The organism is Oscillatoria sp. CS-180, from assembly GCF_028330965.1.
GTDB lineage: Bacteria > Cyanobacteriota > Cyanobacteriia > Phormidesmidales > Phormidesmidaceae > Halomicronema.
Window position 1 is genome coordinate 24,811 of sequence record NZ_JAQMUB010000090.1, and the last position, 23,187, is coordinate 47,997.

17 protein-coding genes are annotated in these 23,187 nt (G+C 49.5%); 8 read left to right on the forward strand and 9 right to left on the reverse strand.

Features of this window, described 5'->3' with window-relative positions; translation table 11 throughout:
* Positions 1-5: 5 nt before the first annotated feature.
* Positions 6-4,682, reverse strand: a complete 4,677-nt coding sequence (locus PN498_RS23865) for a glutamate synthase-related protein (RefSeq protein ID WP_272065930.1) — start codon at positions 4,680-4,682, stop codon at positions 6-8.
* A 543-nt stretch (positions 4,683-5,225) separates the two neighbouring features.
* Here PN498_RS23865 and PN498_RS23870 point away from each other — a divergent pair.
* Complete coding sequence (locus PN498_RS23870; RefSeq protein WP_272065931.1) at positions 5,226-7,046, forward strand: phosphodiester glycosidase family protein; 1,821 nt, start codon at positions 5,226-5,228, stop codon at positions 7,044-7,046.
* Between the two features lie 5 nt (positions 7,047-7,051).
* Here the strand turns inward: PN498_RS23870 and PN498_RS23875 are convergent, their stop codons facing one another.
* The gene (locus PN498_RS23875) at positions 7,052-7,933 is read right to left on the reverse strand and encodes a tetratricopeptide repeat protein (protein WP_272065932.1); all 882 of its coding nucleotides are present in this window, start codon (positions 7,931-7,933) and stop codon (positions 7,052-7,054) included.
* Positions 7,934-8,219: 286 nt separating this feature from the next.
* Between PN498_RS23875 and PN498_RS23880 the strand changes: the two genes are divergently transcribed.
* The gene (locus PN498_RS23880) at positions 8,220-9,455 is read left to right on the forward strand and encodes a hypothetical protein (RefSeq protein WP_272065933.1); all 1,236 of its coding nucleotides are present in this window, start codon (positions 8,220-8,222) and stop codon (positions 9,453-9,455) included.
* Positions 9,456-9,643: 188 nt separating this feature from the next.
* On the opposite strand, the gene PN498_RS23885 is transcribed toward PN498_RS23880, so the two are convergent.
* Complete coding sequence (locus PN498_RS23885; protein WP_272065934.1) at positions 9,644-10,144, reverse strand: sterol desaturase family protein; 501 nt, start codon at positions 10,142-10,144, stop codon at positions 9,644-9,646.
* 313 nt (positions 10,145-10,457) lie between these two features.
* On the opposite strand from PN498_RS23885, the gene PN498_RS23890 reads away from it, so the two are divergent.
* From PN498_RS23890 to PN498_RS28665, 6 genes are all read left to right on the forward strand, one after another.
* Entirely contained in the window at positions 10,458-12,113 is a 1,656-nt protein-coding gene (locus tag PN498_RS23890; protein ID WP_272065935.1) for a DUF6930 domain-containing protein, read from the forward strand.
* A 42-nt stretch (positions 12,114-12,155) separates the two neighbouring features.
* Positions 12,156-12,305, forward strand: a complete 150-nt coding sequence (locus PN498_RS23895; RefSeq protein ID WP_272065936.1) for a hypothetical protein — start codon at positions 12,156-12,158, stop codon at positions 12,303-12,305.
* 68 nt (positions 12,306-12,373) lie between these two features.
* On the forward strand, positions 12,374-13,810 hold the full coding sequence (gene zds / locus PN498_RS23900; protein WP_272065937.1) for a 9,9'-di-cis-zeta-carotene desaturase: 1,437 nt from the start codon (positions 12,374-12,376) through the stop codon (positions 13,808-13,810).
* Positions 13,811-13,813: 3 nt separating this feature from the next.
* Complete coding sequence (locus PN498_RS23905; protein ID WP_272065938.1) at positions 13,814-14,266, forward strand: SRPBCC family protein; 453 nt, start codon at positions 13,814-13,816, stop codon at positions 14,264-14,266.
* A gap of 14 nt (positions 14,267-14,280) precedes the next feature.
* The gene (locus tag PN498_RS23910) at positions 14,281-16,122 is read left to right on the forward strand and encodes a hypothetical protein (RefSeq protein ID WP_272065939.1); all 1,842 of its coding nucleotides are present in this window, start codon (positions 14,281-14,283) and stop codon (positions 16,120-16,122) included.
* Positions 16,073-16,300, forward strand: a complete 228-nt coding sequence (locus PN498_RS28665; protein WP_442951443.1) for a metal ABC transporter permease — start codon at positions 16,073-16,075, stop codon at positions 16,298-16,300. The genes PN498_RS23910 and PN498_RS28665 overlap by 50 nt, the downstream gene beginning before the upstream one ends.
* A gap of 175 nt (positions 16,301-16,475) precedes the next feature.
* Here the strand turns inward: PN498_RS28665 and PN498_RS23915 are convergent, their stop codons facing one another.
* The 6 genes from PN498_RS23915 to PN498_RS23940 form a co-directional block, all read right to left on the reverse strand.
* A complete protein-coding gene (locus PN498_RS23915) occupies positions 16,476-17,279 on the reverse strand; it encodes a Uma2 family endonuclease (protein WP_272065940.1) in 804 nt (267 codons plus the stop codon).
* An 84-nt stretch (positions 17,280-17,363) separates the two neighbouring features.
* Positions 17,364-18,710: a helix-hairpin-helix domain-containing protein gene (locus PN498_RS23920; RefSeq protein WP_272065941.1), complete on the reverse strand. Its 1,347-nt coding sequence runs from the start codon at positions 18,708-18,710 to the stop codon at positions 17,364-17,366.
* 17 nt (positions 18,711-18,727) lie between these two features.
* Positions 18,728-19,105 (reverse strand): DUF2513 domain-containing protein, encoded by a 378-nt coding sequence (locus PN498_RS23925; protein WP_272065942.1) that lies wholly within the window; start codon positions 19,103-19,105, stop codon positions 18,728-18,730.
* Positions 19,102-19,344, reverse strand: a complete 243-nt coding sequence (locus PN498_RS23930; protein ID WP_272065943.1) for a hypothetical protein — start codon at positions 19,342-19,344, stop codon at positions 19,102-19,104. The genes PN498_RS23925 and PN498_RS23930 overlap by 4 nt, the downstream gene beginning before the upstream one ends.
* Positions 19,345-19,359: 15 nt before the next feature.
* Positions 19,360-20,046, reverse strand: coding sequence for a hypothetical protein (locus PN498_RS23935; RefSeq protein WP_272065944.1), 687 nt, complete (start codon positions 20,044-20,046; stop codon positions 19,360-19,362).
* Positions 20,047-20,061: 15 nt separating this feature from the next.
* Complete coding sequence (locus PN498_RS23940) at positions 20,062-22,659, reverse strand: DNA polymerase III subunit alpha (RefSeq protein WP_272065945.1); 2,598 nt, start codon at positions 22,657-22,659, stop codon at positions 20,062-20,064.
* Between the last annotated feature and the right edge of the window lie 528 nt (positions 22,660-23,187).

Consider the following 23,187-nt stretch of genomic DNA (forward strand, 5'->3'; position numbering starts at 1 on the left):
GAAAACTAGACAGAACTAAGAACCTTGTCTTCGGCAACAGCATCTAAGTTGGCTTCGGGCGTCTCGGCTTCTGAAGGCGGCACAACCTGCCAGAATTTTGGCAAATAGGTCTCCCAATCGGCCAAAATGTTGGCAGCCCTTTGACTCCCTGTCCGCTGGGCATGGGCTTCAATCATAGACTTCAGCTGCTGAACGCCCGCCTCTGTAATCACCCGCTGCACTTTGACGATTTCGGGATTGACGCGCGTAGGGAAGCTGCCTGCCTCGTCCAAGAAGTAGGCTAAGCCACCCGTCATGCCAGCGCCCACATTACGGCCAACAGCCCCTAATACGACAATCACGCCTCCTGTCATGTATTCACAGCAGTGGTCGCCTGCCCCTTCGATTACGGCCTGTCCTTTGGAATTGCGAACCGCAAAGCGCTCTCCTGCAATGCCCTGAGCATAGAGGATACCGCCCGTTGCACCATATAGGCAGGTGTTGCCAAGGATGACGTTTTCCGCTGGGTCGTAGGTCACACCGTCGAAGGGCCGAATGATCAGTTCTCCACCGTGCATGCCTTTACCGACATAATCGTTAGCCTCGCCGATGAGTTGTAGCGTCATGCCAGGTAGGTTAAAGGCGCCAAAGCTTTGTCCAACGGTGCCCTCAAAGGTTAAATCGAGATGTCCTTCAAAGCCTCCGTTGCCGTATTTCTGAGCGATCGCTCCTGAAACTCTAGCGCCTATCGTACGATCCGTATTGGTAACCTTAAAGGTCTTCCTGACAGTGCTTTGCTGATCAATGGCCGCTTGGACCTCTGCATCTGCTAGCAACTCATCGTCTAGAACAGGACCATTGCTGTGAATGTCACCGTGGTTGAGCCAAGCTCTGTCTTCACTGACATCAGGTAAGTTGAGCAGTGCTGCTAATGTTAGCGAATCGGTCTTCGCTAGCTTCGCATCTTCTCGGAAGCAGAGTAAATCCGTGCGGCCAACAATGTCTTGCAGGGAGCGGAAACCCAAACGAGCTAGCAGCGATCGCACCTCTTCAGCAATGAAGTAGAAGAAATTGACCACATGTTCAGGAATACCGGTAAAGCGCTTGCGTAACTCGGCTTTCTGAGTTGCGACGCCGACAGGGCAATTATTGGTATGACAAACCCGCGCCATGATGCAGCCCTCTGCGATCATCGCGATGGAGCCAAAGCCATATTCTTCAGCCCCCATGAGTGCTCCCATAATCACATCCCAACCTGTCTTTAAGCCGCCGTCTACCCGTAAGAGAACGCGATCGCGGAGTTGATTTTCCATCAGCACCCGATGCACTTCCGTCAATCCAAGTTCCCAAGGCAGACCAGCATGTTTGATAGAGCTAAGGGGGGATGCGCCTGTGCCGCCATCATGTCCCGAAATCTGGATGACATCAGCGTTGGCTTTAGCAACTCCGGCAGCAATCGTCCCGATACCAATCTCCGCAACTAGTTTGACTGAAACTCCTGCCTTAGGATTGATTTGGTGCAGGTCAAAGATGAGCTGAGCCAGATCCTCAATGGAGTAAATGTCATGGTGAGGGGGAGGCGAAATCAGCGGTACGCCAGGCTTTGAACGGCGCAGCATAGCAATATACGGGCTGACCTTTTTACCGGGAAGCTGTCCTCCTTCACCGGGCTTAGCTCCCTGTGCCATTTTGATTTCGATCTGTCTGGCGTGCATCAGGTACTCCGGCGTGACGCCAAACCGCCCTGAGGCTACCTGCTTGATAGCTGAACTGGCTGTATCTCCGTTGCGAAGTCCTTTCAGATTGGGGTAGAGGTCGGACTGCCCTGCTTCATTGATATTCTCTAGCACTTTGAAACGTCGAGGATCCTCACCTCCTTCACCCGAATTAGATTTACCGCCAATTCGGTTCATGGCGATCGCTAAAACCTCATGAGCCTCCTGGGATAGCGCTCCTAAAGACATCCCGCCAGTGCAGAAACGCTCCATGATGCTCTCGACTGACTCGACGTCCTCAAGTGGCACAGGAGTACGATCTTGTGTCAAATCGAGCAGGTCTCGCAGAGCAGTCGGAGGACGTCCCGCTAGGTGAGACTTGTAGACTTCGTAGTGGTCATACTGCTTGGTGTTCAGTGCTTTATGAAGCGACTTTGTTAGGGCTGGCGTATTCATGTGGTATTCGCCCTTGGGCATAGCTTTCACAAAGCCCATGTTCTCCAAGCGCTTTCGGTTGAGTTCAGGAAAAGCTCGCTGCTGGAAGAGATTGGTTTCTTGGGCCAATTCTGCAACTGTGAGTCCCCCCAAACGGGACGTGGTTCCCCGGAAGGCAATCTCTAACAAGTCAGGTCCAATGCCAACCGCCTCAAAAATTTGTGCTCCCTGATAGCTTGTGATCAGAGAAATGCCCATTTTGGAAAGAATTTTGAGTAACCCGTTTTCAACAGCCTTACGGTAGTTTTCCTGTGCTCCGTTGAGGGTGGTTGCAGGAATCTTTTCCGTCTCCATCAGTTTCTGAGTTCGGCTATCGTGCCACCAGTGACGAACAGATTCCAGGGCTAAGTAAGGGCAGACGGCGCTGGCACCATAGCCAATCAAGCAAGCAAAGTGATGGGTACTCCAGCATTGAGCTGTGTCTACCACGATAGAAACCTTCATTCGCAGGCCTTGACGAATCAAATGGTGATGTATGGCTCCTGTTGCCACTAAAGGGGGAATGTAAGTGATTTCTGGCGTTAACGTACAAGGCTGTCCGTCTGTGTCAACGCGATCGCTAATGATAACAATTTCATGACCTGCCTCAACTGCCGCTGTTGCGCGATCGCACAAATCCTGAATCGCAGCGTGCAGCCCTGTCGGGCCGCCAGTAACTTCATAAAGTGTAGATAGGGTCGCTACCTCAAACTCAGACTGACGTACCTGACTCAGTTCAGCCTCGTTCAGCAGCGGCGTTTCCAACTTCAAAAGGCGGGCATATTCAGGATGTTCCTCTAGCAGATTGCCGCGCTTGCCCAACTGGGTTTCCAGAGACATGACTAGCCGCTCCCGTAAGGGATCGATGGGGGGGTTTGTTACCTGTGCGAACCGCTGCTTGAAGTAGTCGTACAGCAAATGCGCTTTCGTTGAGAGGACTGCCAGCGGAATATCGTCTCCCATACAAAAGGTGGGTTCTTTGGCCTGAGCCGCCATGTCTTGAATGATCATATCGACATCTTCAGCGGTGTATCCGAAGGCAGTTTGTTGCTGCAAGAGCGTTGTTGCTTCTAAACTTGTCTTTTCTGAGAAAAGCTGAGGCTGAATAGTTTGTCGATAATGAGTCAGCCAGTCACCGTAAGGCTGTTGATTGGCGACCCGCTGTTTAATGTCCCAATTCTTGAGAATTTCCTGGGTCTCGAAATCAACCGCGATCACCTGACCAGGGCCTAAGCGTCCTTTTTCGACAATCTTCTCAATGGGAATGTCAACAACCCCAGCTTCAGAGGAGACAATGATGAGGCCATCAGAAGTCACAATGTAGCGAGCTGGACGCAGACCGTTGCGATCTAGGGCGGCTGCCACCTGTTTGCCATCTCCAAAGGCAATTAAAGCAGGACCATCCCAAGGCTCTTGCAAACCACTGTAATAGTCGTAGAAATTCGTGATCTCAGGATATTGCTCTAAGTCCGGTTGGTTGCGGTAGGCCTCTGGCACCATAACCATGAGTGCCTCTAAGGGACTCCGGCCAGTGCGTACCAATAGCTCCATGACGCCATCCAGGTTGGCAGAATCACTGTTGTCTAGGTTGACAATTGGCAGCAGTTCTTCAATGTGTCCTTTCCAGACCGGATGAGTTAAATCAGCTTCTCGCGCTTTCATCCAGTTGATGTTGCCAACCAGCGTGTTGATCTCACCGTTGTGAGCAATGAGTCGCATGGGATGCGCTAGCGGCCACTTAGGCATTGTGTTGGTGCTAAAGCGGCGGTGGTAGATCGCAAATGGAGTGACGTAATCCGGATTTTGCAAATCAAGGTAAAACTGTCCTAAGACCTCGGAGCGCACCATTCCTTTATAAATGATTGTCCGCGTAGAAAATGAGCAGACATATGTTTCCTTAAGGGCCGTTGCGATCGCTGCATCTCCTTCCCAACTCGTAATCAAGCGGTGAATGCGCCGCCGCAGGCGATACAGTTCACGCTCTAATTCATCCCCTGTCGCATCATGGGACTGCACCAGGAACTGCCCAATTCGAGGTAGATTCTGCTTCGCGAGCAAACCCAGAACTTCAGGCTGTACAGGAACATCACGCCATCCTAAAACCGTAAAGCCTTCCGCCGCTGCCGCCGTCGTGAAAGATTCACGGGCGATCGCCGCCGCCTCAGCCTTCTGAGGTAGAAAGACCATAGCGACTCCCGTCGATCCGGTTTCGAGAGCAGTTTGCACTTTCTGGGCCTGGGCCCAATCGCGAAGCAGCGCCCAGGGAATAGCCGTCATAACGCCAGCTCCATCACCGGAATCTTTGTCAGCACAACAGCCCCCGCGATGCTCCATGCAGCTGAGTGCCCCCAACGCCTGTTCTAACAACGTAAAGCTGGCGCGGCCATATTGATCGGCAACAAATCCGACTCCGCAGGCGTCTCGTTCTTCCACAATCGAACGAGGCCCCCACTGAATTACGGTATCAGCGGTTGGGTAGCTAGACTGATTCAGATTCAACGGTGTATTTCCCATGAGACGGCTCTTAAACGTGGTGTCTTAAAAACAAAAACGAAAGTCGCCTTGTTAGCGACTCAGGTTTACCTTTCCTCGGTATGGCAATGTAACAAGGCTTAATATGCCTTAAAGTTGAGATGTTTGAAAGGTCATTGGGCAACTCTCAAACGCCTCTAAAAGCTGAAGGGGAACCCCATCGGGCGATCGCCTGAAGACCCCAGCAGAAAACGAGTTTACCCGCAATGCTTATTCTCAAAGCATGGGGTCACAGTTGCCGCTCGGTTCTCTAGAGCTTTACAACCGGGCAGACTCAGCGATCAAGAGAATACTCTGTCATGACGCCTGGATAGTTGATTATACCGCTCTATCCCTCCAATGCCGACATCCCAAGAATTGCTTTCTCAACATGTCAGAGAGGTATTACATTTCCCCCTATTTGGGAGAATGAGAACTGGTGAGGATAGTTCAGTCTGAATCAGAACGTCGCTAGTCTGCTGTACGAGAGATTACGCTTTTTGAGGAAAACCACTGTTGAGTCAGAGAAATCTATAGGAGGTATGAGTGGGACTACTCGGATTTTGGCAAACCTCAAATGCCATGGTGTGTTCTGTTTTGCTAACAGGTTTAACCGGAATTGGGTTGACCGTTTCTGTTAGTATGCAGTCCACTACGGTCGCCCTAGCCTCGCAGAACAAGCAGACTGCTCAGCATTTGGTAACTCCCATTGCTCAGTCCCCTTTAGCGAGTGGGGGGATGACGATCACCTTAGGGGACAAAACGCTACCAATTCCCTGGGACAAGCGAGGCGATCGCATTGGCGTTGCCGATTTGCCGCTGCTTCATCATTTAGGAATTGAACTCCAAGATACTTCAATCGCTGCGGAACAACCTCTCCTATGGTTTTCTGAAACTGCGACACCGGTTTCTGCCTGGCATCGCAATGGCTATCGCTATCTTGATTTGACTGACTGGGCTGCCGCGCAGGGATGGCAGTTGGTTCCAATCGGCAGCAGTCTCCGGATTCAGGCTCCTGCAGGAAAGATTACGGCTGGACGTCGAGGCAGACAAACCTGGGGTGATCGCCTCGTGCTGGAAGTCGACCGTCCGGTGATGTGGAGTTTCGTTGAAGAGACCACAGCGTTTACGTTGACAATTCAGGCAGAAGCTGATGGAGCCTTTAGTTCAGCGGCCTTGATGGGCCAGAACGGCAATGTTCTGAACACACTTCAGGTGGTTCCCCGTGGCGATCAGGTGGAGTTGAGAGGGACTTTTGACGAAACAGCTCGACCCCGCGTCTGGAGCCTGACGAATCCTCATCGTATTGTGGTCGATATTAGTCAAGTTGATGTCGTGCCGCGAGACATTCAGTGGGCACCCGGTGTGCGGTGGCGGCAGGAATACATCACTGTTGGCGATCGCGCCTTTCCAGTTCATCAAATATGGCTTGATCTATCTTCGGAAACGCAGCTACAGCCTATCTGGTCTAATCCTGTTCAATTGCCTGGCATCACTCCGTTGGTCACAATGGCCGCCAACAGTCGCGCGGCTGTGGCCATCAACGGTGGGTTCTTCAACCGTAACAATCAGCTTCCGTTAGGTGCGATTCGCAGTAATAGCCAATGGATTTCGGGTCCAATTCTGAATCGAGGGGCGATTGCCTGGACGCCTGAGGGCCAATCTGCACTAAGTCCACTGGCTTTGAGCTACGGACTCACCACCGCTCAGGGGGAAACCTTTCCGGTCAACCACATCAACAGCGGCTATGTTCAAGCGGGCATTGGTCTATACACTGCCGCTTGGGGCCGCACGTATACGCCTGTGAGCGATCGCGAAACGCTGGTTACGGTTAACCAAAACCAAGTGGTGCAACAAACCGTCACAGGAGCTGCCAATACAGGAACCTACTCGATTCCGCCTGAGGGCTACGTCCTGGCGCTACGATCCTTCAATTCTGCTACGCCGTCCCTATCTCCCGGAACAACTGTGTCGCTTAGTCCCGATTTGCGACCGCAGAGATTTGCTGAATTCCCGTTTGCGATCGGAGGTGGCCCAATTTTGCTTCAGAACGGGCGGATTAATGCTGATGCCAGGGCGGAGGGGTTCAGTGATGCGTTTGCGGCCCAAGCAGCTCCTCGCAGCGTGATTGCGACGACACCCAACGGAAACATGATCCTGGCAGCCATCCACTACAGCCCCGGCGGTCGTGGTCCAACCCTTCGAGAAACTGCCCAGATCATGCAGCAGTTAGGTGCTCAGGATGCATTGAATTTAGACGGCGGCAATTCTGCAAGTCTCTATTTAGGAGGCCACATGATCAACCGCCATCGAGCCACTGTAGGACGGGTTCATAACGGCTTAGGGGTGTTTTTAGGACCGCCATAGCCTCATTACTCGACAAAGTTGCCGTCTTCTTCTGTCTCAGGTGCCGCGCTGGGTTCAACGGTGTCCACATCAGGGGCTAATGTTTCTGGTGTTTCTCCACCCGTGGCGAGCTGACGAACTTGATCCTTATATTGATCAGGCGCTAGCTCTTCAGCCTGTTTGAACAATACGGCAGCGTCGGGTGCTCTATCGATGTCTCTTAGCACGAGAGCCTTAGCTAGAAGCGGACGGAAATCTTCTTCGTCAGCAGCGATCGCCTCGTCATAAATACGCAACGCATCATTAAACTGCTCTTCTTCAACGAAGACTTGAGCCAGTAGCAGTTGAACTGAGCCAACGTCAACCGTACCAGGGCTAACTTCATTAGTCTGAGGTGCGGCTTCCAGGGTGTCTTGCAATAAGCCAACGGCTGCTTGGGGGCGCTCTTGTTCAATCAATAGCGCGGTCAATCCTTGTAAAGCGTTCATATCGCCAGGACGCTGAGTGAGGACAGTCCGGTAAGCATCAGCAGCCCCCTCTAAGTCCCCAATGTTTTGCCTAGCTTGCCCTAGCAGAACTCGATACTCAGGCACCTCTGGATTAAGGTCAGCCAATCTCTCAAGCGGTTCAATGACTCCTGCAATATCCCCAAGCTGAATACGGGCATCCACCAGTCCCTGAATGGCCGTCTGATTGTCAGGTTCTCGCTCTAAAACGGCTTCATAGCCTCTTGCCTGAGCCTCCAGTTCATCCTGTCTATTGGACGCTTCCAGCCCACCACCATGGGTTGCCGTTGCGGGGCGATTGCCGTGCCCGGAGAAGAATGGCAGTATCGACAGTGCCACGAAAGCGCCCACGGCAACAAACAACACGCTAATAACCAGCCAGCGATTGCGCTTTACAGCCACGAGAATGATCCGAATTCAACCTGCCCATCTTAGCGTTTTCACTCAAAAATCCAGGTCATGTTTCAAGATGAAAATCTCGATAACTTTACGAGTCCACAATAAAAACATTACGGATTAAACATAGAGAAGCTCGGAAAAGAGGGTAAAGATAAATCATTGCCCGTATCCTTAGGAGAGGAAAGGGGCATCTCGCGGGATGCGAATTGCGGTGCTAACCTTGAGGGAATAAGCCCCTTTTCTGTCTGCGGGTGGATGGGAGTTTTTAGGTAGGAGGATTTCGAGACCCATGAGCGCAGCGGAGCATCAGTTTTCCAAGATGTCGTCTCAGTCAGACAGCAAACCGATGGCCCCACCTCAGCGACCATCGCTGTTACAGCCTCCTGCACGGCCTCAGCGCCCTTCCTCCAATCGCGCTGAATCGGAAGCTGTGACGCCTCCAGCGCCGGAGACTACTCCAGCTAAACCCAAGGTCGATAGCGTCGATAGCAATGAAGCCGAAGCGGCTATCAAGCCGCCAGAAGCGGTTCCTTCCAAATCTGCTTTTACCAACCACCCTATCGCGCCTCCCAGTGAACCAATGCAATATCGAGCAATTGGTTTGATCAAGGGGACCTATCAGCCGTCTGAAGAGCAGCTCAACCGAGGTAAGATTCTTGCCGATGATGGAGCGGTCATCGACTCGGTTTTGTTAGGCCGGATTACGAGTCTGATTAAGAAACATATCGATCTTCAGAAATCGCACTTATGGGTTGTCTATCCCCTTACACGTCAGGCGCTGGAGGAGTCTGAGCAGGACGATACGAACGGCAGTTTGCACTTGCAAATTGTCGGCATTTGGGAACCTGAAACGTTGGGAATGCCTGGTGAAAACCCCAACACAGGATCATCTGACAATCCTGATGATTTGGATGAGAAGATTGCTGAACCCACAGAGTCTCTGGTTGATCCGGAGCCTGTAACGATATTGGAAGCCGATCAGGAAGCCGCGACTCAGGCAGAGGATACTGATGTGGCGATCGCTACAGAAAACGCGACAGAAACTCTTGATATAGAAAGCCCTGACGTAGAAAGTCCTGATCCGAACGATCCTGATACTGCTGAAAGTGCTGCTGTAGAGCTACCGACGCCGGAAATTCCGTCAGAAAATTACTTCTCCATTCGAGGCGAAGTTTTGAACTATGACGAAGACAAAGAGTTAATTCTGGTCAAAATCGTGCAGGGTGCTAAGCGTAATGGGAAGCCACCCAAAGCCTTCAAATTGAACGTATTCGGAAAAATCTCCGGCAAAACGGTGGGTTATTTCTGGGAACTAGAAATAGAGCGTCAAGGAGAAAACTTGGTGCTCACTGACAGCCGTGCAATAGGCATCGTTCCGCCTAAGAAGAAGAAAAAAGGTGGTAGGCCATCTGGTCCCAGACGGGGACGGCGTCCTGGAGGTAGTGCAGGGCGTCCTAAACCTGCTCCAACAAAAGATAGACCCAGAATTCGACCATCGGCTCCGGTCAAGTCAAATCCGTTGTAAAGTCCAGCGAAGACGAGCCTGCTAACTTTGACCGGTCCATAGGATGCTCTCAGCACCCAGTCATTCTGGTCGGTTCATCTAGCTTCAAGGTCACTGCAACTGACATTGCTTTGTCTCAGATGGTCAGAAACCTCAGAGTTTTGTCGCGGAAGGGTTCATTGATGCTTCCGCTTTTATCCTTTTGCCTTTTACTGTAGCTGCGATCGCCGCTTCAAAAGCCGTAGCTGTTTTAACCACCATTCGGCAGGCTTACCGTAGAAAGCAAAGATATCACCGAACGCCTTGTTAGCATAGCGGTGATGGATCCAGTGACGTTCGGGCGTCGTGATGTACAAAGCTTTACAAATTTTCTGTAGCCAATAAGGCGTGCGATAGGTCAACGAGAATTGATGTCTCCAGAGCACATGAAGTTCTGCTAAAAGAAGACCTAGCCCAACTCCCCAAGGTGAAAGCTTCCACAAAATGGGAATGAACATGAGATAGGGAAAGGCGCTTAAAAAGCCGTCAATCAAAGCAATTGGTTGACGATTCTTAATCGCATATCGAACGAAGCTACGCTTTGGGCTATGGTGAACAATGCTATGAAATTTCCCGAATACGTGCTCAGGGACGTGGTAGCCAAATGTCGCTACAAAATCTCCCAACAATAAGAGCAGTCCAGCTGCCCCAAACAGCCGTAGCCAATTCATAATATTTTCTCCAGCACTCTCATAGTCTGGTGGAACGCTACCAGCTAAATGTTAAAGAGCACTTAACACTCGATTTAGAAGTGATTTAAGTGATGCTTTCAACAAAGCGTTTTGTCGTAAGCTCTTCTAAACCGTTAAGGACAACCATTGCCACAGCGCGGCTACAAGTTAGACCAACAATCCAGTAGAAATTCAATAGTCAAGATTGATGGATGCTCTTTTTGCCCACGCTAAGTTTGACTTGTGTTAAGGAGAACTGATAATCCTCCGGTGCTGGCCTTTCTTTTGCTAAAACCATCTAGCAAGGAACTTGATGACAAATCCCATGTATACTCTCAGTCCATTTACCTGCGCTCGCCTAAAGCGACTTCCCAAGCAACCTGCTGTGTGGGAAGGCGATCGCCGTCCGATTTCTGAGGGCATGTTGGACGCCTTTGGCTATGACGGTACTACGCCTGAGGGTGAAGATGAGGCAAGCGACTGCATTCTTTGGGTAGATGGCACTGAAGGGGCTTTGCGGGCAGTTACGATTATTCCAGCTGACACTGGGCATGAGGCCGTTGTTAGAACCCTGCTACAGGCGATGGAGCATCCGCAGGGTGCCATTCCGCCTGCTCGTCCACACAAGATTGTGGTGCGCGATCGCGAAATACATTTTTTTCTCCGAGGCGCCTTGCAGGATCTCGATGTCACCGTTGATCACGCCGACACATTGCCCATCATCAACGAAATATTTGAGAGTTTGCAGCAGCCCGAAGAGTCGGATGAAGCAGCTTTGCCCGATGACTGGCAAAAAGTGCTTAACGAGCAAGCTCGGCAGCTTTGGGATAACGCTCCTTGGAATAATTTAGGCGATGATCAGATCCTGAAAATAGACCTTAATCGGTGGGATCTAGACACCCTCTATGTGTCTGTTTTAGGTATGGCTGGACTTGAGTATGGGCTACTCATTTATCGCTCTCTGGAATCGCTCACGCAATTTCGGAAAACAGCTATGCTCGACACGTTGAGCACTCGGCAAATGCAGCAGGCTTTCTTATCTCAAGATTGCCTATTTCTCAACTTTGACCTGGTTCAAGATGAAGCATCTTCAACGCTACTGCCCCTGCCGTGGATGCAGTCTGCCCCTTCTGAGGTGATTCCTGAATTCGGGAGCCTACATCCTTTGGAAGGGTTGAGAACAGCCCTTGAATTGGAGGAGGCAGCAGCGCTTAGAGTCTGTCTAGAAGGATTAAACTCATTCTTTGAAGAATACGAATCTGCTTTGAGCGGAGCTGATTTCCCTGATCTTTCTCACGACTATAGGGTGACCGATCCCATTAAAGGCGAGGCTTTGAAGGTCTCTATCGCGACCTGTCCCACCATTACGGCCCAGCTCGCTGTCTCAGAGGGTATTGGTGTCGATCCGCTCTCGCCGATGGAGTTTCCTCGGTTTCGCGATGACTACATTCCAGAAGGGGCGATGGTTTTGTTGACGCGCCTATCTCAGAAGACATTTGCTCCCTTGCAAAAAGGCCAACATTATCATGCGATCGCTAAGCCTCCCTTCAAAGGCAAAATGATGCCTATTGTCATCATTCAAACGTCTCGCCCTAAGGCACAAAAGTTAGTGTCACAATTGCAGGCAGCTGGGGAAGTTCAGGCTGTCTGTTTCAATCCCGGGGGAGATCCGATGACAGGGGATACCCTCCAGTTGGGATTGCTACATACAGGTGATAGCGACTTCCACCTATTTATCGAAATCTTAGAAGACGATTCCCACGACAGCGAGTTGCTGGAAAAGTGGCATCAATGGTGTGAAGAATCCAAAGGGGTTTGTGGAGTCATGATTGCCTCTGGCATCACGGGAGCTGCCAGAGGGAAACCTGGACCCAAAGAAAAAGTTGCATTCTTCGAAACAGTCTTTAAGACACCTGAAGAACTGAACTTACCGCCATTGCAAATGAGTTACGCGCTCGATTGGGAGTAACTAGCAGATATTTTGTCTGCTCATTTGGGGTGCAGGGCAGGGTTGTTTAATTCATCTGAAGCGTGGTCACTTAAACTGACCGCGATCGCAGCGTTGATTCCTGAAAGTGCTGCCTTAGGTTTGCTGTCTGGGCGTGGAGCAATTCAGCAGGTCAATTCCGAGGCTTGTGAAACGGCTGAATCATCGAAGTAACTTCAACTCAGTTGTTCTGAGAATGCTTCGGCGATTAAAATACGTAAAGTTATCTTCATAGAGGGCACATGCGGGTTGCAATTGTTGGGGCAGGTCTGGCGGGTTTATCTACAGCAATTGAACTGGCCGACCAGGGGCATGAGATTGAGATTTTTGAGTCTCGTCCTTTTGTTGGCGGCAAGGTTGGTAGCTGGATTGACAAAGACGGCAATCATCTGGAGATGGGCCTTCATGTTTTTTTTGGCTGCTACTACAACCTCTTTGAGCTGATGAAAAAGGTGAATGCTTTTCAGCATTTGCGGCGGAAGGAGCACACGCATACTTTTGTGAACCGGGGAGGTAAGACTGGAGAGCTTGATTTCCGCTTCATTACAGGTGCTCCCTTCAACGGACTCAAGGCATTCTTCACCACCTCCCAACTCTCGGCGGCGGATAAGGCTATGAACGCGATCGCCCTGGGAACTAGCCCCATTGTTCGTGGTCTAGTGGACTTCAAAGGGGCAATGAAAACCATTCGCGAACTAGATCGCATTAGCTTTGCCGACTGGTTCCGCAAACACGGGGGGTCCAATGGCAGCCTCAAGCGCATGTGGAATCCTATTGCCTACGCATTGGGCTTCATCGATACTGAGAATATTTCGGCCCGCTGTATGCTGACAATTTTCATGTTCTTTGCAGCAAAAAGCGAAGCGTCCGTTTTACGAATGTTGGAGGGATCGCCCAACGACTTTTTACACAAACCTATCCTCAACTACCTACAAGAACGCGGTGCAAAAGTGCATACTCGTCGGGGAGTACGGGAAGTCTTGTTCGAAGATAGGGGTAATGCAACTCACGTCACGGGCTTGGCGATCGCCAATGAAGACGATATTGAAACAATAACTGCCGATGCCTATGTGGCTGCCTGCGACGTTCCCGGCATTAAGCGACTGTTGCCAGAAGCTTGGCGACGCTGGCCCGAATTCGACAATATCTACAAGCTTGATGCCGTGCCTGTCGCCACGGTACAGCTCCGATTTGACGGTTGGGTTACCGAATTGCAAGATTCAGCTGCCGCTAAGACAGTTGCCCATCCTACCGGTATGGACAATCTGCTATACACCCCTGATGCGGACTTTTCATGTTTCGCTGATATGGCCTTAACAAGTCCTACTGACTACTATCGGGAAGGAGAAGGATCACTGATGCAATGTGTCCTGACGCCTGGAGATCCTTTCATTCGTGAAAATAATGAAGCGATCGCTCATCACGTGCTCAAGCAAGTGCATGACCTCTTTCCCTCTTCACGGGACCTCAACATGACCTGGTACAGTGTGGTCAAATTAGCGCAGTCGCTCTATCGAGAAGCGCCGGGGATGGATCCTTACCGACCCAATCAGGTAACTCCTGTAGATAACTTCTTTCTTGCGGGGAGTTACACCCAGCAGGACTACATCGATAGTATGGAAGGCGCTACCCTTTCAGGCAAGCAAGCTGCCAAAGCAATTCTGGAACGTATGAGATAGATTATGTCTGACTGGCTGGAACACAGTGTATTAGTCGAGGTGGATGCTCCAGTCGAACTGGTGTGGTCGCTCTGGTCTGACCTTGAACAAATGCCCCGGTGGATGAAATGGATTGAGTCGGTCACCATTTTGGAGGACAATCCAGATCTCTCTCGCTGGAAACTGGCGACGGGAGGCTTCGAGTTTACTTGGCTTTCCCGCATCACCAAGTTGATTGATCATCAGCTGATTCAATGGGAAGCGGTAGATGGTTTACCCAATCGAGGTGGGATTCGGTTTTATGATCACAAGGGAAAGAGTGCAGTCAAGCTCACGGTGGCTTATTCTATCCCTAGCTTCATTGGCAAGCTAATGGATAACCTGTTTTTAGGTAGGATTGTTGAATCTACTCTAAAGGCAGATATGGACCGTTTCCAGAAGTACGTCATCGTTGTTCAGAATCGGCAACAGTCATAAGACTTTCAGGACACATGGGGTCTGCTTCTCAAACTCTGGCTCAAGCGCTGTCCAATTATCATGTACTCTTTGCTGATGCCTTCTCAAATCTTGGGACGGCGGCTGAGCGGCGGTGGTATGCAACTGTCATTGTCAGTCGATTGATCTTGATTTATGACTTGCAAGTTGCTGGTTTTTTAGGTGAAGGCGATCGCTGGTACCTGCACACGAAGCTAGGTCAATTTTCTGAAACCCAGCCTGGTGAATTCTTCAAGCGTTTTCTAAAGCCTCTTTGTCATCAGGGATTAGCGCTGCCGGTTCAGGAGTGGCCTCGTGCACTTCAGCAAACCATTGGTGCCGTTCCCTACTTGGGTAGCCGACCCTTTCAACCCTACTCGCTGGAGCATCGGGTAGACGTTGATCTTCCCGATGACAGTATTGAACAATTTTTAGGCTGGTTAGCTGAGCAGCCCTGGTCACGGGAATGGATCTCGCCGCAAGAACCCGACAGTATCACTCGCTCAGTTCTAGCTGAAGCGTATGAGTACGTCTTAGCGGCCCAATTTGGCAGAACGGTCACCCTTTCTTCTGAAGTGTTAGAGGCCAACTGTAAGCTAGTGGATGCCCATATCCTCAAAGCTATTCAAGTCCAGGTCTTTTCTACAAATAAGCCCATGGATTCGTTGGACGCGATTCTAACTAAGCTTGACGACGAAACATGTCAGGCGTTGGTTGGCAGTATATTACCCAGCATTACGATTCTTGATCTTGCATGCGGAGCCGGATGCTTTTTGGGCAGCGTTCTACGGCGATTACAGCATGTCTATCAGTGCTGCTGGAAACATGCTCAAGTCTCGTCTAACGACTTTCTGCGGGATTGGGTGCGATTGCTCAAAAGCACCTCCACGTCTCCTGAATGGACATGGACTTATCACATCCTGACACACAACCTCTTTGGCCTTGATGCAAAACCAGAGGCCACACTCATTACCCAGTTTCAGCTTTGGTTGATGCTGCTTTCCACTGCAAATGTCTCAGACGACTTATCGCCTCTACCGGATTTGGATTTCAGCATCACTACGGGTAATGCCCTCGTCGGCTTCATTCACGTCGATGAGGAAAGTTTTGACCAAATTCGTCCTAAGCGAATGGGGAAATCATCAGCGTTTGAGGCTAAGTCTGAAACTATTCTGCAAGGCGACTTGTTGCAACCCTTGGCAGCAGCAAGCTATCGGGACACGCTAGCTGAGAAGAAGATTCGTGTAGAGCATTACCGAGCACAGACTAGGGCAATGGGTTTAGAGGGAGGGATTCCGGACTACGTTCAAACAGAATTTCTGCGCGATCGCATTGATGACGTCAATCAAGCCGTTCAGCAAAAGTTGAATCGTTTGCTATTCGAAACTTTCAGCCGCAAACTCGGCATTAAGATTCAGGACTCATCCCTTTCAGGCAAAGCACAACCCAAGCGGCTGTTGTCTTTAGAGGATATTGAAGCCCTACACCCTTTTCATTGGGGCTTTTGCTTTGACGTAATCTTAGAGCAGCAAGGAGGGTTTGATATTGTTTTGGCTCATTATCCAACTGGGACCTTGCGTCCGAAGATAGAGGAGTTTTACAACGAGCACAGAGACTTATTTCAGAAGCATCAGATTGAATGGGTTGATTTCAAGCGATCGCGCCGCGATATCCTGAAAAAATTTCCCGATTTGGCTCACCTATGGAATGCCTATACCGGAAAAATTAGCTGCATAAAGGACTATGTTCGTCGTAGTCATGACTATCAGCTACCGATATCACCCACAGCAGGTCGATCAATTTTCTTGGATGAACTCTACAGCCAACGGTGTAGGGTGCTCAGGAAAGTCGATTCATAGCAAAAGTGAAAGGGTAAGGGCGACAGGGTTAAAGAAGGCCGGTATTCAAACTGTAGGAGTTATTCCCATTGTGGCCTTGATGATAACGCCATCGACAACCGCCTATCTGCCGGTCAAGGAACTGAACTGGATGATAACAGGCGCGATTTTGGGGGTTCCAGGTATTCTCCACAGGTAAGTATGCAAGCTACTACTGGATATTTATTGCGGGCCTGCGATCCCCTTGTGAGAACACAAATACTTGTGTTCTCACAAGGGGAGTTGCTTGCCGTTCAAGACACTTAAAAGCATAGGTAGAACGCCTCTACAGATTTGGCGCTGACTTCAGCGGCTAGCGATTGAAAAACTATAGATTATGGTTCTTCTGCTTCTTGCTGAAGTTGTGCTTTAAGTCGCTCAAGTTCTGCTTCAGCCTGCTCGGCCCGCTGTCGTTCTTGTTCGGCTCGTTGCCGCTCTTGTTCGGCTCGTTGCTGCTCTTGTTCGGCCCGCTGTCGTTCTTGTTCGGCTCGTTGCCGCTCTTGTTCGACCCGTTGCCGTCCCTGGCTGACTAGTTCTGCTGGAGTCGGCACTAACTGTCCATCAGTATCAAAGAAACGTAGCACTCCCTCGTGAACGCCTAAATACAATTCAAGTTGCTGGCTCCATAAATGGCCACGTTCATTGACCTGAATCAACTCATATCGACCATCAAGCAAATGATATCCCTCAAGGTCAGCATGGTCTGGGTCAAACAAAAAATAATCAGGCGTGCGGAATGTGTTTTGATATAGCTCCTTCTTGAGACCTCGATCTACCTTCTTGGTTGAAGAGGACAATATTTCAACAATTAGGTTGGGGTACCGACCATCCTCTCCCCATACCACCCAGCTTTTTCGAAGCTTATTCTCTGTGCCTAAAACAACGAAAAAGTCAGGTCCCCTAAAGTCCCTAGACTTGATTTGTTGTTCGTTGTAATAAATGGTCAAATTACCTGAAACATAAACATCCTGGCGATCGCCCCAAAGCTCACGCAGGATATTGATCAACAAGCTTATCTGATCGCGATGAAAGTCACTCTCCAAGGGTGGCTCGTCACTCCATAAATCTGTTGGTGGGCACTGGACAACCTCTGTCTCACTAAAATTTGTCGTGTCCTGAACCACAGTTGATTGCGACATAGGCCATGCAGGGTCTTCACAATACGATCACCATTATCCTAGCTAATAAGCTAGCAGGTCTCTCGTCCTTTTGAGTTGGCATTCTTAGGCTTTGATTAAAGGACTCATTCGAGCCTTGAAATCCGCTCGCGATAAGGCATTGACTGTTGCCTCTGGATCTTTCACTCGGAACTGAGCACCCAAGCGAATCAGCCGACGATTTTCAGCTTGACCAATGATGGCAATGACCGGAACTCGTGCATATTTGGGGTCATCTCCCTGATTGCTGCGGATCACATTACGAAGACGATGTTGCTGCTCAATATCAGAGGCGATGCTGGGATCCAGATCTACCATCACCATCTGAACAGATTCAATCGGTTCAGCATCGTCCACAATAAATTGAATTTGATCGTCGCGTCGATCGCACTTACCCCACACCATCAATCTCGCATCTGGCTGAATGTACTGCCCAATGCGCTCATAGGATCGGGGAAAGACGACACCTTCTACACTGCCAGAGAGGTCTTCTAGCATGACAATTGCCATGCGATCGCCTTTCTTCGTCACAATTGGCTTCACGTTGGCGAGCATGGCGATCGCGCTCAAGGTGATATTGTCCGGCAGACCTTCCAGTTCACCCAAATTGATAGGAGCTAGAATTCGAGCTGGTTTCTGTACCGATTTCAAAGGATGGTCAGAAATATAAAAACCCAACAGTTCTTTCTCTTGCTTGAGTTTTTCTTGGGGTTCAAAGTCAGCAACTAGCGGAGCTTTGGGAGCCGTTTCAAACCCACCGCTTGGTGCAGCGGCTTCAGCACTACCGCCCAACATATCCAACAGATTTCCCTGCCCAATTGCCCGGTCTTTTGCCCGACTTTGTGCCCAATCCAGCACAAATTCTAGGTCGTGCATGAGCTGGTTGCGGTTGGGATTGATGGGATCAAAGGCACCAGAGAGAACTAGGGCTTCTAAAGCGCGACGGTTGACAGCGTGTAGATCAACGCGATCGCACAACTCTGGTAATGATTTGAACTCTCCGTCTTCATCACGATTTTGCAAAATACATTCAATCGCGCCCTGCCCCACATTTCGTACAGCGGACAAACCAAATAATATCTGCTTGCCTTTCGGTGTAAAGTCCACCCGCGACTCATTGATATTCGGTGGCAACACCTCAATACCCATGCTGATGCAGTTGGCGATGTGCATCTGCACCTTGTCCTGATCCCCACTGTTGGAGGTCAGCAGCGCCGCCATATATTCAACGGGATAGTTCGCCTTCAGATACGCTGTCTGAAACGTGACAAATCCGTACGCCGTCGAGTGGGATTTGTTAAAGCAATTGGATGCGACTAATCCATTTTCTAATAAGAAACTGTGGTCTTGCTCAACCCCAATGTCATAAACCGGCTGCACACCCAACGACTGACGACTAATAATTTTAACCATGTGCTCTACTCCCAAACTTAAAGCCCAAAAAATTCAAGGGCAATTTTCGTTAAGACCCCTTTAGTAACTGCCAAAGAGACATCACCGCCGTTGTTACCAATGGAGCTGCTGAACTTCTTCCAGATTTTTGGATTCTTCGCATTTGCAACGAACTCATGTCCTTCGTTCAGAAGCCTAAATATTACATAGTGTTCTACTTGCTTTACACCCATCCAATTTGGCGCGATTACCATTTGAGCTTCTATCAAACCAGCTTCTTCCAACAGTTTGACGTGCTCAGCAACAACCTCTTCCTCATAACCATCAATTTCTAAGGGAGAGCTGAGATCTCTTCCAGGAGGGAGATCTTCGACTTTAATCAATATGGCTCTCCAAAGCTCTAAATCGCGTTTCATAGATTCTCAGACTGCTCATATGTAAATTGATTGATCGCTTCAAGCATTCCTTCTGAATAAGGCTCAAGCACTGTTGCACAGACGTGCAGATCTGCGAGTGCTTGTACGAACTCTTCTGATTCGAGATTTGCTGTTTCAAGAACTTGAATTGCTTGAAGCGCTTTTTCTAACTGAGGTCGATACTCTGTTAGATGGCGTTTGAAGCCAGTCATTGATTGTTCTGACAGTGTTTGAGTCATAACACACATCGCTTTTTAAGCCGCTTTGCTGAGAGTATTCAGGCGATCGCTCACAATTGTCTGCAAAATTTTCACGATGATTTCTGCCTCCAGCTTGCTGCCGTATTCCCGAGAAGATTCGAGCAACAGGAAGGGACGATCGCTATCCATACCGCCGACCTCTCCCCTGGTAAACGTCCACACGTCAGCGATGGTGTAGCAGCCAAAGATAATCTGGGGATCTTGCCCTTGACTGTCTAGTTCCCAATTCATTCGAGCCGCTGCCAACATTTCTCCGTAAAGCTGATACTGAGGATTCTTAGCTTCAATACCCCGTTTAGCTTCTACAACAACTAAGTAGGGTGCCTCCAAATCTCCTGCAAACCCGCTGCCCAAGACGCCGTCAGCCACTCCGTGAATCTCAAAAGAGGGATAGCTTCCATTGATAGGAATCTGTGACCAAGCGCGAACAGAGTCTCGCTCGGCCAGCATAAGCAAAGGATAAATCGCTCGCGCCCAGACCGTTGCCTCATTCATTAATTGGGGGCGATCGTTTCGCAAGCGTGCTTGAATATCAGCTATCTGTCGCTGCACGCTTCCCGATAGGACTATGTCATCGACATCTGTCCAGGAATAGGGCTGTATTCCGTCATCTTGAATACTCACGAGGGTTTTCAGGCTAGACAGCGTCAAGTTAGAGCATGAAAGTTGTACCTTGGACATTCCGATAGCCTCCGACTACGCAGTCTGTAGAACAACCGGGCGAGACGCTTCGACTTGTTTTAACGCTAGCCCCTTTTGGAAGATTTCATCAATAGGCATCATTCCCCCATCGGTTGTCATGAACTTATGGTCAGCTGTAGCGCGAATCACCCCGCCATCTTCAAGCCGATACTCAAAAATCTCTTGTTGCCCTCTATAGTGCCATTGAGCGATCGGCTGTGTGTAAAGGAAACCATTTGAATCAACACTATATATATGGCACTCAATCTGTTCTTCAACAATGCGACCAATTTCTAAAGGACCGTATTCTACAGTGAGTAGCTTCGTATCTGCGCTGAGGCAGTACTCTGCAAACTTCACCATCTGATCCCACAGTTCTTCAACGACCTTTTTCGGGACACCCTTTTCGACTGACCCGGCGATGAACTGTCCCTTGTGCTTCTCCATCTCGGCAACTTTTTTCTTACCCATTGCTCGCCGCAAAAGGTCAGCTTGTCCCAAGGAATAGCCCGCCATATCCTGAGCAATTTTCATGATCTGTTCCTGATAGACCATGATTCCGTAAGTTTCACTCAGAATGGGCTCCAGAATGTTGTCGGCAAAGTCGATCTTTTCTCGCCCGTGTTTACGATTGATAAATTTAGGAATCAGTCCAGCGTCGAGTGGTCCGGGTCGGTAAAGGGCTAATACCGATGAGATGTCCTCCAATCCGGAGGGCTTCAGGTCGCGCACAATCTGCCGCATTCCAGAAGACTCAAGCTGAAAGACGCCACCCAAATCTCCCTTTTCCAAAAGCTTGAACGTCGCTGGATCATCCATTGGTAGGTCATCCATATCCAGCTTGCGGCCTTTACCAGATTCCACTAATTCGACCGCACGCTGAATCATCGTTAGGTTGCGCAGTCCCAAAAAGTCCATCTTCAGAAGACCGAGTGCCTCTACGTCCTCCATGTAATATTGCGTGATGACCTGACCATCGTTATTACGCTGGAGCGGCACAATCTCGTCTAGAGGATCCTTGGAAATGACGACTCCAGCCGCGTGTACACCAAATGTTTTGTTGGTTCCCTCAATTCGCATTGCCATATCGAGCCAGCGCTGCACATTGGGATCTTTTTCGTAGCGTTCTTTGAACTCAGGTGCGGGCGTATCGTCAGATACCATGACTTTGAGCTTGGTCGGTTTACCTCGTGATACCGGGATCAGCTTAGCCATGCGATCAGATTCGGCATAGGGAATATTTAGCACCCGTGCTACATCCTTCAAAACCGCTTTTGAGGTCATACGGTTAAAAGTGATAATCTGGGCAACCCTTTCTTTGCCATATTTCTCCGTCACATAGTCAATTACCTCATCTCGTCGTTCGATGCAGAAGTCCGTGTCAATATCAGGCATCGACTTCCGCTCTGGATTCAAAAAGCGCTCGAAGAGAAGACCGTGATGAACAGGGTCAATATTAGTGATACCCATGGCGTAAGCCACCAACGATCCTGCTGCCGAGCCTCGTCCGGGGCCTACTGGAATATTGTTTTCTCGTGCAAATCGGATGTAGTCCCACACCACCAAAAAATAGGTAGGAAACCCCATCTGGATCATCATGTCAATTTCATATTCGAGGCGATCGCGATATTCCTGATCAATATCCTCATAGCCGTTAACCTTCATCCGCTTGACGAGGCCATCCCGCGCTACATAAGCCATGTAGTCCTCAGCCCCGTTGAACTGTTCGGGGATCGGAAAATCAGGAATTCGAGGCTGCCCTAAAATCCCTTCATAGGGTTCAACTTTCTCAGCAACTTCGAGAGTATTCTGAATCGCCTCTTCAATGACATCATCTGCCAGATGGTCGCGGAACAACTGCCGCATCTCGTCGGCTGACTTTAAATACTCAGTGCCGCTATATCTCAGACGTTTGTCTTCAGTTACTAATTTTCCAGTCTGGATGCAAAGTAGCGCGTCATGGGCTTCAACGTCGTTACATGAAATGAAGTGAGAATCATTAGTACAGACGATTTTGATGTCCAACTCACGGGCAATCTTGACAACCTCAACATTGACAATTCTGTCTTCAGGTGAACCATGATCCTGAATTTCTAGATAATAGTCGTCGCCAAAAACGCCCTTGTACCACTGGGCAACTCGACGAGCAATTTCAGGTCGATTTTGCAGAATCGCTTGAGGTACTTCCCCACCCAGGCAAGCACTCGTTACAATTAGCCCTTCACGATACTTTTCCAACAAGTCTTTATTGATGCAGGGACGTGAAAAGATACCCCGTCCCTGCATCCCTTCTAAATGGGAAAGGGTTGTGAGCTTGACGAGGTTTTTGTAGCCCTGAGTATTCTTGGCCAGAATTACCTGGTGATAGCGGGGACGCCGTTGTTGCTTATCAATATCCCCGTTGATAAGGTACATCTCGTTGCCGATGATCGGCTTCACGTCGTTCTTTTTGCAGACTTTCAACAGTTCAACTGCGCCGTACATAACGCCATGATCAGTCAAGGCGATCGCAGGCATTTCTAACGCCTTAGCCTGCGCCACCAAATCCGGTAGCTGACTCGCCCCATCCAGCAAACTGTAGTCGCTATGAATATGCAGACCCACAAAAGACATGAAGCCTGATCCTCAACCTAGTACAAATATATGTTCAAAGAGACTCACTTTGCTATGAGCGATCGTTCATAACAAAAAGATGACCACACATTAACTGATCATCTGCGCCATATCTAGACTATATGTGGGGATTCTTCATATAGAACCCCTAGATGTGGAGTGTGATTGCTCCTGAAATTCATTTGCACGGTGTTTCAAACACTTTAAGCAGCCAATGCAAGTCAAAATCGTTCCAGTCAAGGCTGTATCGTGTCATCACACTACGCCAATGCCTAAAAAGACTTTCATTCAGTTCAGAGAAGTTTTCTTTAGCTCAGAACATCAATATGCCTTGAAAACCCCTGAGACGTCAGATTCCAAGGCATACAAATCATTTTCGCTTTTGATGTTGACAGTAGAAGTGGTGGTAGTTATATTGGTAAAGCGCTCAAGGGAGTCAGCGCTGCGGGAGTAGCGATGGGTTCTTTGAGGAAAGCGAACCTCGACAGATTAATATTGAAAGCCAGAAAACCTAAATAGGTTCCTGTC